The 13,003-nt window shown below is 70.0% G+C and carries 12 protein-coding genes; 3 read left to right on the top strand and 9 right to left on the bottom strand.

The genetic code is table 11. The features are described from left to right. Position 1: 1 nt before the first annotated feature. Genes ACQHII_RS10235 through ACQHII_RS10210 form a run of 6 tightly spaced genes read right to left on the bottom strand, consistent with a single transcriptional unit; the run spans position 2 to position 5,956 of the window. On the bottom strand, positions 2-1,009 hold the full coding sequence (locus ACQHII_RS10235; protein WP_427918986.1) for a hypothetical protein: 1,008 nt from the start codon (positions 1,007-1,009) through the stop codon (positions 2-4). Further along, positions 996-2,384 carry an FAD-dependent tricarballylate dehydrogenase TcuA gene (gene tcuA, locus ACQHII_RS10230; RefSeq protein WP_427918985.1) on the bottom strand — a complete coding sequence of 463 codons (1,389 nt, stop codon included), beginning with the start codon at positions 2,382-2,384 and terminating at the stop codon, positions 996-998. The genes ACQHII_RS10235 and tcuA overlap by 14 nt, the downstream gene beginning before the upstream one ends. After that, positions 2,381-3,406 carry an ABC transporter substrate-binding protein gene (locus ACQHII_RS10225; protein WP_427918984.1) on the bottom strand — a complete coding sequence of 342 codons (1,026 nt, stop codon included), beginning with the start codon at positions 3,404-3,406 and terminating at the stop codon, positions 2,381-2,383. Before ACQHII_RS10225 ends, tcuA begins: the two co-directional genes overlap by 4 nt. Then, positions 3,403-4,260 (bottom strand): ABC transporter permease, encoded by an 858-nt coding sequence (locus ACQHII_RS10220; RefSeq protein WP_427918983.1) that lies wholly within the window; start codon positions 4,258-4,260, stop codon positions 3,403-3,405. The genes ACQHII_RS10225 and ACQHII_RS10220 overlap by 4 nt, the downstream gene beginning before the upstream one ends. Next, positions 4,257-5,018 (bottom strand): ABC transporter ATP-binding protein, encoded by a 762-nt coding sequence (locus tag ACQHII_RS10215; protein ID WP_427918982.1) that lies wholly within the window; start codon positions 5,016-5,018, stop codon positions 4,257-4,259. The genes ACQHII_RS10220 and ACQHII_RS10215 overlap by 4 nt, the downstream gene beginning before the upstream one ends. Further along, positions 5,015-5,956: a DUF6282 family protein gene (locus ACQHII_RS10210; RefSeq protein ID WP_427918980.1), complete on the bottom strand. Its 942-nt coding sequence runs from the start codon at positions 5,954-5,956 to the stop codon at positions 5,015-5,017. The genes ACQHII_RS10215 and ACQHII_RS10210 overlap by 4 nt, the downstream gene beginning before the upstream one ends. Positions 5,957-6,105: 149 nt before the next feature. Between ACQHII_RS10210 and ACQHII_RS10205 the strand changes: the two genes are divergently transcribed. Continuing rightward, a complete protein-coding gene (locus ACQHII_RS10205) occupies positions 6,106-6,930 on the top strand; it encodes a DUF1932 domain-containing protein (RefSeq protein ID WP_427918979.1) in 825 nt (274 codons plus the stop codon). Here the strand turns inward: ACQHII_RS10205 and ACQHII_RS10200 are convergent. Continuing rightward, positions 6,908-8,647 carry a tannase/feruloyl esterase family alpha/beta hydrolase gene (locus tag ACQHII_RS10200; protein WP_427918978.1) on the bottom strand — a complete coding sequence of 580 codons (1,740 nt, stop codon included), beginning with the start codon at positions 8,645-8,647 and terminating at the stop codon, positions 6,908-6,910. The two genes, ACQHII_RS10205 and ACQHII_RS10200, sit on opposite strands and share 23 nt — an antisense overlap. Before the next feature lie 536 nt (positions 8,648-9,183). Between ACQHII_RS10200 and ACQHII_RS10195 the strand changes: the two genes are divergently transcribed. Then, a complete protein-coding gene (locus ACQHII_RS10195) occupies positions 9,184-10,098 on the top strand; it encodes a HipA family kinase (protein ID WP_427918977.1) in 915 nt (304 codons plus the stop codon). Between the two features lie 16 nt (positions 10,099-10,114). Beyond that, the gene (locus tag ACQHII_RS10190; protein WP_427918976.1) at positions 10,115-10,396 is read left to right on the top strand and encodes a SelT/SelW/SelH family protein; all 282 of its coding nucleotides are present in this window, start codon (positions 10,115-10,117) and stop codon (positions 10,394-10,396) included. Positions 10,397-10,400: 4 nt separating this feature from the next. Here ACQHII_RS10190 and aceB read toward each other — a convergent pair whose 3' ends face one another. Continuing rightward, positions 10,401-12,023: a malate synthase A gene (aceB, locus tag ACQHII_RS10185; protein WP_427918975.1), complete on the bottom strand. Its 1,623-nt coding sequence runs from the start codon at positions 12,021-12,023 to the stop codon at positions 10,401-10,403. 187 nt (positions 12,024-12,210) lie between these two features. Continuing rightward, positions 12,211-12,810: a nucleotidyltransferase family protein gene (locus ACQHII_RS10180; RefSeq protein ID WP_427918974.1), complete on the bottom strand. Its 600-nt coding sequence runs from the start codon at positions 12,808-12,810 to the stop codon at positions 12,211-12,213. Positions 12,811-13,003: the final 193 nt, after the last annotated feature.

Here is a 13,003-nt window from a genome sequence, read left to right as displayed (position 1 = left end):
GTCATCGCTCCAGGTTGTCGTGGTGGATGGACAGCATCCGGAAGATCCCGTGGACGAACTTGCTGTACGGAGCGGTCCCGAAGGCGACGACGACCGCGGCCACGTGCAGCAGGAACAGCGGCCCGAAGACGACGGTGTCCCGCAGGAGCAGGGTGAGCATCCCGGTGGCGGCGAGCACGAGCAGCGCCCACAGGAATCCGCTGCCGCCACCGCGCACCCACAGCCCGGTGCCGCCGACGAGCACGGCGACCCCGCCGATGCCCCCGCTGATCACCGGAACGGACAGCCAGGGGTAGGGCGGATGCGCGCCCAGTACGTTCTGGGCGAAGGCCGCCGCCGTGGTCGACAGGACGCAGAGTCCGAAGCCGTACAGCAGCACCAGGTGGAAGCCGCGCCGGCCGGGCCGCTCGCAGCCCGCGTCCGCGCCGGTCATGTGCCGCAACTGCACGGCCTGCGTGAACGTCGTCAGCCACACCCGGGGGCGGACCAGGTCGGTGAACGGGCCGTGGATGTCGTGCCAGTACCGCAGCACCGCCCGGCCGAGCACGCCGGCCGCCCACAGACTCGGCACACCGACCGCGATCAGCAGCGGCACGTGCGGGAGGATCTCGTACGGGTCGCCGGGGGTGGGGCCCGCGGTGAACCACCGGCCGGTGAACAGCCGGGCCAGCAGGGCGAGTACGACGCAGGCCGCGGCGAAGGCGAGACCTGTGCCGCGCGGTCCCGGTGCGCGGTGGGGCCAGACGTAGCGGCGGTAGGTGTCCTCCCGTACCGCGGCGAAGACCGCCGGCGGGTCGACGGCGAACTGGTGCGGCGGGGCGTACATGCACGCGCTGAGGCAGTCGCCGCAGTCGTGGCAGAGGTTGGCGAGGTGGGTGATGTCCCGCTGCTCCAGCGCCGTCCGCAGCTCCAGGGCCGGCCAGACGGGGCAGTAACCGGCGCAGTAGCGGCAGGAGTTGCAGATGGTGAGCTGCCGCCCGGCCTCTTCGAAGAGATCATCCAAGGGCATGACGCACCGCCTCCGTTCCGGCGATACGGCCCCACACGGTGCCTATGGTCATGCCGAACCCGGCGAGATAGCCGGTGGAGAGGATGTTCCCCGACATGATCTCCCCGGCGGCGAAGACGTTCCGGAAGACCCCGCCGTCCACCCGGCGGACCCGTGCCCGGTCGGTGACCGCGACACCGAGGTAGGTGAAGGTGATCCCGGGACGCATCGGTACGGCGTGATAGGGCGGGGTGTCGAGGCGCTGGGCCCAGTTGCTCTTCGGCGGTTCGAGCCCGGCGGTGGCCCGGCCGTCCGGCCAGGCCATGGTGAACGGGCGGGACGCGGCGTCGCCGCGGTCGACGGCCGCGTTGAAGGCGCCCACGGTCCCGGCGAGGTGCCGCGCGTCCAGCCCCAGCGATACGGCGAGTTCCTCGACGGTCCGCGCGGTGTACGTGCCGTACATGGGCGGCAGGAAGGCGCCCTGGACCTTCGTGTCCCACAGGGCGTAGGCGATCTGGCCCGGTCGCAGCGCGATGTTGCGTCCCCAGATCGCGTACCGCTTGGGCCAGATGTCCTCGCCCTCGTCGTAGAAGCGGCGGCCGTACCGGTCGACCACGATGCCGAAGGGGATCGCGTCGATGCGGGTGGCGATGCCGCCGTCGTACTGCGGGCCGCGGGCGTCCACCGCGACGGCGTGGAACCCTCGTTCCTGCCCCGCGTGTTGGGCGCCCGCGTCCAGTAACTCCCACAGCACGCATCCTTCGTTGTACGCGGGTCCGCGCACCTGGAAGCCTTCCGCCGCCTTGCCCCAATACCGTTGCAGCCAGGCGAGGTTGGCCTCGAAGCCGCCGCTCGCGCAGATCACGGAGGCGGCCCGGACGCGGCGGCCGTCCTCGGTGCGGACGCCCGTGCAGGTGTCGCCGTCCCACTCCAGGCGGGTGACCCGGGTGTCGTACTCGATCCGCACCCCGGCCCGGTCGGCGGTCCGGTAGTAGGAGTTGAGCAGCGCCTTGCCGCCGCCGAGGAAGAACCTGTTGGTGCGGGCCAGGTTCAGGGTGCCGGAGAGGGCCTGCTGCCAGTGGGCGCCGTGTGCGGCCATCCAGGCCGGTGCGTCGGTGGATTGACGGACCGTCAGCTCCGCGAGCCGCTCGTCGCTCGGCCCGTCGCCGACGGTGCACAGGTCGCGCCAGAGCTCCGCGAAGGGATAGGAACCGGTGGTGAACTCGTCGCCGGTGTCGTGTGCGCACCGGATGTTGCGGGTGTGCCGGCTGTTGCCGCCGCGGAAGTGCGTGGGCGCGCGTTCCAGCAGGAGTACCCGGGCTCCGCCGTCGGCGGCGGTCAGCGCGCTCACGAGCGCGGCGTTGCCGCCGCCGACGACCAGGACGTCCGCGTTCACCGGGCGCGCAGGTTCTCGGGGACGAGCAGATCGTAGTCGGGGGTCTTCGTGATGAGGCCGGCGGACTTGTGGAAGGCCACCGCGGTGTCGAAGGAGGAGCGCTTGAAGGCGTTCGTCGTCGGGATCTCCGTCTTGAGCAGCGGCAGCAGCGCGTCGAGCGTGGCGTCGGACATCCCGCTGCGGTACTCGGCGAGCAGTTTCTTGACCTTGGCGGCGTCGTCGTCGTGGATGTCGCTCTTCGCCCGGACGAGAGCCTTCTGGAAGGCGGCGATCTCCTTGGCCTTGTCCTTCAGGACACCCTGAGTGGTGAAGAAGACCCCGTGGGCGACGTCTACCAGGTCGGGGATGTCGCCGCGGGACGGGGAGATGTACAGCGTGCCGACCCCGGTTCCCTCCGCCTGCTGGGCCAGCGGCTGGGCGAAGGAGAGGGCGTCGACCTGGCCGTTCTTGAGCGCGCCGAGCGCGGCGGAGGGTTCACTGCCGAGGTTGACGAGTTCGGCGTCCTTCCGTGAGTCCATCCCGCCCTTCTTGAAGAGGTAGACGACCAGTGCCTCGGTGCCGCTGCCCGGCCCGGTGATGCCGATCTTCTTGCCCTTGAGGGACGCGATCCGTTCGTCCAGCGAGGCACTGACCGCGGCTCCCTTGAACTTCGTGCCGGTGACGATGTCGATGTAGTACCTGTCGACCAGGTCGGCCACCAGGCGGATGTCGTTCTCGATCTCCGAGAGCTTGAGGACGTCGGTCATCACCCCGCCGCCGAGCTCGATGCTGCCGGACTTCAGGGCGGCCGCCACCTTGGCGCCGGTGCCGAGCACCGGAGGGTCGCCGAAGGTGACGCCCTCCTCCTTGAAGTAGCCCTTCTCGGTCGCGACGAACATCGGGAAGAACGCGATCGACTTGCTGACCTGCCCCACCGACAGCTTGCCGACCGCCGTCGAGGCACCGGACCCGGCGCATCCCGCGCCGGTCAGTGCCACCGCGCCGGTGGCGAACAGGGTCTTGACGAGCTGCCGACGGTTCATTTCCGGACCTCCAGAGGCTTCCAGCGGTTGGCCCTGCGATCGAGCAGACCGACGATCAGGTTCAGGATCGTGGCGATGGTCCCGAGGACCACGAGCGTGGCGAAGACTCCCGCCGTGTCGAAGTTGGCGGCCGCGTCGCTGATCAGATAGCCCAACCCCCGGTTGGATGCGACCAGTTCACCGATGACCGCGCCGATCAGCGAGTACGGCACGGCGATCTTCAGACCGGTGAGCAGGCCGGTCATCGAGCCGGGCAGGACGACCTTCCGCACGACGTCACGGCGGCGTCCCCCCATCAGCCGGACCGCGTCGATCAGCCCGCGGTCGACCTCGCGCACGCCCACTGCGGTGTTGAGGAAGACCAGGAAGAAGACGGTGGCCGCGGCGAGCAGCACCTTCATCTCCATGCCGATGCCGAACCAGACGATGAACAACGGTGCGAGGGCCACCTTCGGCAGTGAGTACAGCGCCACCACGAACGGATCGACCACCCGGTAGAAGGTCGGCAGGGAAGCGAGGACGAACCCCGTCACCGCTCCCGCCCCGGCTCCGAAGAAGAACCCGAGAAGCACTTCCTGGACGGTGACCCAGGTGTTGGACCAGAGCAGGCCGTCCCGCTGCCACTCGGCCAGCCGGTGCGCCACGTCCAGGGGTCGGCTGGTGAAGGTCTCGTCGAACAGCCGCCCGGCGGACAGCTGCCAGGTGACCAGCAGCACCACGACGAAGACGAGCCGGCCGCCCCAGATGACCACCGTGCCGCCGTACTTCTCCCACCAGGTGCGGTTCAGCGGCACGGTCACCGACTGTCCCATGGTCTTCTCGACGTCCGCCGTCGTCCCGGCCACCGTCTTCATCGCGCCTCCCGCAGCGCATCGGTCATTTCCTTGTGCAGGGCGACGAAGTGGGGATCCACCCGCAGTTCGTCGGCGTCGCGCGGCCTCGGCAGGTCCACGGCCCTGTCCAGGACGATCCGGCCGATCCGCCCGAGCACCACGACCCGGTCGCCGAGCAGCAGCGCCTCCTCGATGTCGTGCGTCACGAACACCACGGTCTGTCCGCTGCCCTGCCACAGCCGCAGCAACTCGGCCTGCAGGACGGAGCGGAGCTGGGCGTCGAGGGCGCCGAACGGCTCGTCGAGCAGCAGGACCTCGGGGGCGCCGGCGAGCATCCGGGCCAGGCTCGCCCGGCGTCGCATACCGCCGGACAGCTCGCGCGGGTAGTGGCGTTCGAAACCGGTGAGGCCGACCCGTTCGATGAGATCCGCCGCGCGTTCCCGGCGCTCCTTCGCCTCGACGTCCTTGAGTTCCATGGGCATCTCGACGTTGCGGCGGACGTCGCGCCAGGGCATGAGGGTGTCGGACTGGGTGAGGTAGCCGACCTCGGTGCGCGGCCCGGTCACCGGCTTGTCCCGGAACCTGACGACACCCGAGGTGGGCGGCATGAGCCCGGACATCATGTTGAGCATCGTCGACTTGCCGCAGCCGCTGCGGCCGAGCACGGTGACGAAGCGGCCCTCCTCGATCTCCAGACTCAGCTCGCGCAGCGCCACGATGCCCAGGTCGTCCTTGACGAACTGCTTGGTCAGATCACGGATTTCGAGGACGCTCTTCATCGGTCCCGCCCCGCCCCGGCGAGCCGGCGGGTGTTGTCCACGGCCATGATCCGTATCTCCTGCTCGGTGAAGCCCGCGGCGAGCAACCGCTCGGCGAGGAGCGGCAGTCCGTCCTCCACCGGTGGATTGAAGGGCTGGCCGAGATCGCTGGAGAGCACGGAGTGCTCCGGGCCGACCGCCCTGATGTTCTCCAGCCACAGGTCCCAGGAGACCTTTCCGGTGTGCGGTGTGGTGAAGCACCGCTCCAACAGGGCGCCCCGGGCCGCGAGTTCGCGCTGTCGCTCGATCCCCACCTGCTGGGAGGTGAACTCCGGATGGGTGACCACGATCCGGTGGACGCCCTCCTCGACCGCCGCGTCCACGACGGCGGCGATCTCGTCGGAGCCGAGATGACCGGTGGCGAGTGTCATGTCGTGGGCCGCGATCACCCTGAGCACCTGCCGGGTGATGTCCAGCACCTTGCCGTCGGGCCCGACCACGTCGACCGGGTCCGCGGCCATCCCGGCGGCCCGCATCTCGTCCTGGAGCCGGACCCACATGGGTGGCGAGGCGCCCTCCGGAGCGCTCGCCGTGCAGGCCCGCTCGTTGGCGCTGTCGACGGTCGGCAACCAGACGAACTGTGCGCCGCCGCGGCCGGCGATCTCCACGGCGACAGGGTTCATGCCCCCCACCGAGCCGTTCAGGGTGATCGCTCCGACCGCGTCGAAGCCGGGTAACGCGCCGCGCACCACTTCCGCCCGTTCCGCGGTCGGTACGTAGTGCGACTTGAGTACGAACCCGCTCAGGCCGACCTCGGTGAAGCGGGACGCGAGGGTCATGTCGTCGACCCGGCGCTTCATCAGGTCGGGTGCGATGTGGACGTGGATGTCGTATGCCCCCGCGACCAATTCGCGGGCAAGGTCCGAGGGTGTCGGATGCGTGGCTGGTAGGTCGGTCATGCCCGTCTCCCTGTTGCCAATTTGGTGAACCAGATTGTTAACATTCGGTAAGAAGGCGTCAATGGGTTGAGCAACAGCCTTTGCCTGTGAGGTTTTTGATGGATCTTCAGGTAAGGAACCTCAGGTAAGAGATGGAGAGGGGAGTGCCCGTGGGTTCCACTCGGGTTCAGGGCCCGCGCGTCGCCGTACTCGGCCTCGGAGAGGCGGGCGGCGCGATCGCCGCCGACCTGGTGGCCGCGGGCGCACGCGTACGCGGCTACGACCCGAAGGCCCCGGCGCCCCCGGGCGCGGTGGACACGGGGAGCGAGGCGGAGGCGGCCCGGGGCAGCGACCTCGTACTGAGCGTCAACAGTGCCTCGGCCGCTGTGGACGCCCTCCGGGCGGGCCTCTCCGCAGCGGCTCCCGGCTGCCTCTGGGCCGACCTCAACACCGCCGCTCCCGGAGTGAAGCGCCGGCTCGGGGTGATCGCCGGGGAGGCCGGGATCGAGTTCGTCGACGTGTCCTTGATGGCGACCGTGCCGGGAAACGGCCTGCGGACACCGATGCTCGTCTCCGGACCCGGAGCCCGACGCTACGCCGACCTGCTCCGCCCGCTGGGTGCGCGAACCGACGTCCTCGACGGACCGGCGGGGCTGGCCGCCGAACGCAAGCTGCTGCGCAGTGTGTTCTACAAGGGCCTGGCCGCGGCCGTGGTCGAGGCCCTCGAAGCGGCCGGGGCCGCGGGCTGCGAGGAGTGGCTGCGCCAGATCGTCGCCGACGAGCTGACCCGCGCGAGCGCCGCGACCCTGGACCGGCTGGTCGAGGGCAGTCACCGGCACGCCGTACGCCGGACCGTGGAAATGCAGGCCGCAGCCGACATGCTGGACGACCTCGGCGTGCCCCCGCTGGTCTCCACGGCCAGCAGGGACCTGCTGCGTCGGCTGGCTCAGTCGCCACCGGAGCGGGACGGGCTCAGCTCTTTCCCGGGCGAGTGACCCACTTTCCGTCGACCCAGCCGCTGACCGTCTCGTATCCGGACCGGAAGGAGCCGAGGTAGTCGACGGTCAGGTGCTGCTCGGCGGTGGACAGCCGGGCCGTGTAGCTTGACGCGTCGTCGTCCGGGCCGCCGGTGGTGTTCACCGCGATGTACGGGAACGGATAGATCGGCCGGGAGGCGGTGACCTTGCCGCTGGTCCTGTCGACGGACTGGCTGAGGAGGCTGCCGGGGGCCCGCCCGGCCGTGACCCAGCCGACGATCGCCGACAGCGCGTCGATGCTGTCGGGACCCTGGCCACCGCCGCAGTGGGCGACACCCGGCAGCAGGAACAGGCGGGCGAAGTCCGATGTCCTCGCCGCGCCCCCCATCTCCTTCTGGACCGCCTTGTAGTACGCCATCGCCGCGACGGAGGAGATGTTCGGGTCGGCGAGACCCTGCCAGATGATCAGCTTGCCGCCGGCCGCCTCGAACGCCGACAGATCGGGATCGGTCGCGTCCATGGTGCCCTCGTCGAGACGCATCAGCCGCCGGTACGCGGTCGCGGTGAACTCGACGTCCTTGTAGGTCAGTTCGGGGTGGGCCTCGGGGTAGAGGAGGTAGCGGACCCGTTCGTCGACGTTGGTCTTGTTCGAGGTCGAGCCCGTCCTGGTGCTCGGGACGATCACACCGGCCCAGTTGAGTTCGTTGCCGCGCAGCTGCCACCCGGGATAGAGCAGCCTGCCGTCGCTGTCGCGGGGGCCCGAGTACAACTTCCTTACGGTGGTGACCTGTTCGGACGTGAGGCAGAAGTCGGCGGTGGTCGGGGTCTGTCCGCTCGCGCACCCGATGCTGCCCGGGTCCCAGGTGCAGGCGAGCGGGTCCTCGATGATGCCGTCGGTCCCGGCGGCGCAGCCCTTGAGGACGGCCGCGTGCAGTGGCGCGAGGTCGGCGGTGACGAGGGTGGCGTCGGTGCCGTCGGCGAAGACCGCCTGCGCGTTCCAGGCGTGCTGGAAGGTGTGCGCGGTCCAGTTGTTGGCGGGGGCGCCCGCGATGATGCCGTCGAAGTCGGTCGGATACCGCTGTGCCTCGGTGAGGGCCTCGTGGCCGCCCTGCGAGCAGCCGTCGTAGTAGGAGTGGCCGGCGGACTCGCCGTAGAAACGCTTGATGATGTCCTTGGCGGCGACGGCGAGTTGGTGCTCGGACCTGTAGCCGAAGTCGACCTTGAGTGTCGGGTCGGTGCCGAACAGGCCGGAACTCATGGTGGTGCCGTAGTGGCCCTGGTTGTCCGTGGCCACCGCGAAGGCGCCGCTGGTGAGCGGGACGCAGCCGGTGGCGGCCGGGGCGCTTCCCGTGGTCACCACACCGCAGTTGCCGCCGCAGCCGGTCTGGAGGTAGTCGCCCTGCCAGGTCGTCATCGGCAGCCGCAGGTCGAACTGGATCTGTGGGGCGATGAGGCCCTTGACCTCGCAGGCCGCCCAGTTGCCGAGGGTGTTGTCGGCGGCGGCCAGGACGGTCGCCGAGGCGATCTGTGTGGGGGCGCCGGAGATGCCGCTCAGATCGAGCCCGGTGACACCGGCGCAGTCCATGGCGGGTGAGGTGGCGGTGGCGGCCGTGGTGGTGTCCGCTTCCGAGGCACTCCGGGTCACCGCGTCGGCGGTGCCGATGCCCAGCGCGAGCAGGGCCGCGAGCGTCGCGGCGATGCGCCGGACGCACGAGCGGGGGAGGGGTGACGTCACAGAGGTCTCCAGTTCGTCCGGGGGGCAGTGAGTGAGGGGGAGCATCCCGCTGCGGGGGGGGCCCGACGGAAGGCACCGATCAGGTTCTTGCCGGCGCGCATCCTTGACGATCACTTTGTCGCCGTCGGCGCCGTGCTCCACTAGGTCGTCGAGCTTCGTGGGCGGTGGTCGGTGCGAGCAGTGCCGGTGCCGCGACGATGTCCCCGACGGCGGGCAGCATCACGTGTGGTGACTTCGGACATGAACAACTCCCTTGCGACCCAACGGTGTTCATGGGGCGATCGATCGAGGCGGTGTGGCAGGGAGTGAACCAGCGAGCCTGGAGCAGCAGAAGTGACCGGCGCCTGTGAATCCGCCGACGGGGCATGGCCGTTCGGGATACGAGCCATTGCCCGGTCGGGCCGACGCCGGGGTGAGGACAGCGAGCGGGTGGCGATCACCCTCGGTTACTATGTTCACTTCATGCCGCAGGCTGGAAGCAAGGGACGGACGGCCCCGGATTCTCCCGGGGCCGATGAGGATGGTGGCCTGAGGACATGCTGAGAGAGGTCGTCGCAACTCACTACGTCGCACCCCTGCGCTCCGGCGGCTCCGTCCCCGGAGTCGTCGAGGCCGACGACCTCGGGACCTACGTCGTGAAGTTCACCGGCTCCGCGCAGGGCCGCAAGGCACTCGTCGCCGAGGTCGTCGTGGGGGAACTCGCGCGCGCCCTGGGACTGCGTTTCCCCGAGCTCGTGCTCGTGCACTTCGACCCGGAGATCGCCGACGGGGAACCGCACCACGAGGTCCGGGACCTGCACCGCGCGAGCGCGGGTCTGAACCTCGGCATGGACTATCTCTCGGGCGCGCAGGACTTCACCCCCGAGGTCGCCGCGCGCTGCACGGTCGACCCGCTGGAGGCCGGGAGGATCGTCTGGCTCGACGCGCTGACCGTCAACGTCGACCGCACGGTCCACAGCTCGAACCTGATGATCTGGCCGACCCTCGGCATCGCGCCCCCGCGCCTGTGGCTCATCGACCACGGCGCCGCCCTCGTCTTCCACCACCGCTGGGACGGCGCCGACCCCACGAAGGCCTACGACTTCCGCCACCACGCCCTCGGCCGCTACACGCCCGACACCCGGGCCGCCGACGCGGAACTCGCGCCCCGGGTGACCGAGGAACTGCTGCGCCGGATCGTGGCCGAGGTCCCGGACGCCTGGCTGGCCGGCGAACCGGGCCTGGAGACCCCGGACATCGTCCGCGAGGCGTACGTCGACCACCTCCACGCGCGCGTGCAGGCCTCCGCGGCCTGGCTGCCCACCGACTTCCCGAGCAGGGAGGAACTCGCCGCCGAGGAGGCCCGGCGCGCGGCGAAGACTCAGCAGGGCCGCCCGAGCTGGCTCAAGCGGGTCCCCGACCTGCATGGCAAACCGGCGGCGGAACAGGATTGGTCGGTACACCTGGGATGACGGGAAGACGACGGACATGACGCAAAGAGTTCAGATCGAGTACTGCACCCAGTGCCGTTGGCTGCCGCGCGCCGCATGGCTGGCGCAGGAGCTGCTGACCACCTTCGAGACCGAGCTGACGGAACTGTCCCTGAAGCCCGGCACCGGCGGCGTCTTCGTCGTCCGCGTCAACGACGAGGTCGTCTGGGACCGCCGCGAACAGGGCTTCCCGGAACCCACGGCCGTGAAGCAGCTCGTACGCGACCGAGTGGCCCCGGGAAGGTCCCTGGGCCACTCGGACAAACCCGAAGCCTCCTGAGGGCTCAGCCCTTGAGCTGCTCGTACGCGGGCAGCGTCAGGAAGTCCGCGTAGTCGGCGTCGAGCGCGACCTCCAGGAGCAGGTCGTGGGCCTGCTGCCAGTGGCCCGCGGCGAAGGCGTCCGCGCCGATCTCGGCACGGATGTTCTCCAGCTCCTCGGCGGCAATCTTGCGCGCCAGCTCGGGAGTTGCCCGCTCGCCGTTCTCGAACTCGACGTCCGCGTTGATCCACTGCCAGATCTGCGAGCGCGAGATCTCGGCGGTGGCCGCGTCCTCCATCAGGTTGAAGATGGCGACCGCGCCGAGCCCGCGCAGCCACGCCTCGATGTAACGGATGCCCACCTGAACGGCGTTGACGAGCCCCGGATACGTCGGCTTCGCGTGCAGCGAGTCGACGGCGATCAGGTCGGCGGCCTTGACATCGACGTCCTCGCGCAGCCGGTCCTTCTGGTTCGGCTTCTCGCCGAGCACCGCGTCGAAGGAGGCCAGGGCGATCGGCACCAGGTCCGGGTGGGCCACCCAGGAGCCGTCGAAACCGTCGCCCGCCTCACGGTCCTTGTCGGCCTTGACCTTCTCGAACGCGACCTTGTTGACCGCCTCGTCCCGGCGGGACGGGATGAACGCGGCCATGCCGCCGATCGCGTGCGCGCCACGCTTGTGGCAGGTACGGACGAGGAGTTCGGTGTACGCCCGCATGAACGGGGCCGTCATCGTCACCGCGTTGCGGTCCGGGAGGACGAACTTGGGCCCGCCGTCACGGAAGTTCTTCACGATGGAGAACAGGTAGTCCCAGCGGCCCGCGTTCAACCCCGAGGCGTGGTCGCGGAGTTCGTAGAGGATCTCCTCCATCTCGTACGCGGCGGTGATCGTCTCGATCAGCACGGTCGCGCGGATCGTGCCCTGCGGGATGCCGACGTAGTCCTGCGCGAAGACGAACACGTCGTTCCACAGCCGGGCTTCGAGGTGCGACTCGGTCTTCGGAAGGTAGAAGTACGGGCCCTTCCCCAGGTCCAGCAGCCGCTGCGCGTTGTGGAAGAAGTACAGCCCGAAGTCCACGAAGGCGCCCGGGACCTGCTCACCGTCGACCAGCAGGTGCCGCTCGTTGAGATGCCAGCCCCGGGGCCGCATCACGACGGTCGCCAGCTCGTCATCGGCCTTCAGGGCGTACGACTTGCCGGAGCCCGGGTCGGTGAAGTCGATCGCGCGGGTGTAGGCGTCGATCAGATTGAGCTGGCCCGTGACGACGTTCTCCCACGTCGGCGCCGAGGCGTCCTCGAAGTCCGCGAGCCAGATCTTCGCACCGGAGTTGAGGGCGTTGATCGTCATCTTGCGGTCGGTGGGGCCGGTGATCTCGACCCGCCGGTCGTTCAGCGCGGCGGGGGAGGGGGCCACCTTCCAGGAGTCGTCCGCGCGGATCGCGGCGGTCTCCGGCAGGAAGTCGAGCGTCGAGGTACGGGCGATCTCCGCGCGGCGCTCGGCCCGGCGGGCGAGGAGTCCGGCCCGGCGGGGCGTGAACCGGCGGTGCAGCTCGGCCACGAAGGCGAGGGCCTCGTCGGTGAGGACCTCCTCCTGCCGGGGCAGCGGTTCGGCGTCGACGACGACCGGCGAGGACGGCGCTGGTGCGGACATGAACTGTCACTTCCTTCAGCGAGCGTGGCACCGGGTGCCAGATGACCCGGGTAGGACGGAGAGCACCCGAGGGGCCGCCGGGCGCTTCTGAACAGTGGATACTAGTTTCCTCATCGTGGAAGTTCAATGGTTTGTTGACGTCGAGATTCTCCGCATCGAGCCAAAGTGGCGCTCAGTGTCACCCCGTTCACTCAAGGTGGACGAGATCCGCCTCAGTGTCGATGTCGTACGGCTCCGCCGCATCCCCGCACTCGACGAGCACGACCGAATCCGCGTGCGCCTTGAGGTAGGCCCGCGCCCCCCGGTCCCCGGTCGCGCTCTCCGCGATCCCGGCCCAGTGCGCGGCCCCGAACAGCACCGGATGCCCGCGCACCCCGTCGTAGGCGGCCGAGACGAGCGAGTCCTCGGAGCGGTGGGCCGCCAGCACCCGCGCCACCGCCTCCGCACCGATCCCGGGCTGGTCGACGAGCGACACGAGCACCGCCCGCGCCCCCGTACCCGCCAGCGAGTCGAGCCCGGCCCGCAGTGAGGACCCCATCCCCCGCTCCCACTCCGGGTTCTCCACGACCACGCACCCGGTCAGCTCCGCCCGCTCGCGTACGGCGTCGGCGCGCGCCCCCAGAACCACGTGGACGCGGGTGAGCCCGGCCGCGCGCAGCACCCCGACCGCGTGTTCCACGAGGGGCCGCCCCCGGTGTTCCAGCAGCGCCTTGGGCCGCCCGCCGAGCCGCCGGCCGCCCCCGGCGGCGAGCAGCAGCCCGGCCACCTGGTCTTCGTTTCGCGTCATACCTCCTGCATACCTGACCGGGCGGCGACGGCACGGAATCCTCCGACTTAATTTCGGTCCGTGGAGTGGCGCAGCCCGTACCGGGTGGCGTTTACTGGCCCGCGTCCCTCGGTGCCCGACCAGTGTCGCGGGGTGCGCGGCGGGATCACAAAGTTCTTGCGCACGACGGCGTGCGAGGGGGGAGAGCTGTGTT

Source organism: Streptomyces sp. cg40, from assembly GCF_050320165.1.
GTDB lineage: Bacteria > Actinomycetota > Actinomycetes > Streptomycetales > Streptomycetaceae > Streptomyces > Streptomyces hokutonensis.
This window is presented reverse-complemented; position numbering and strand designations above follow the sequence as displayed.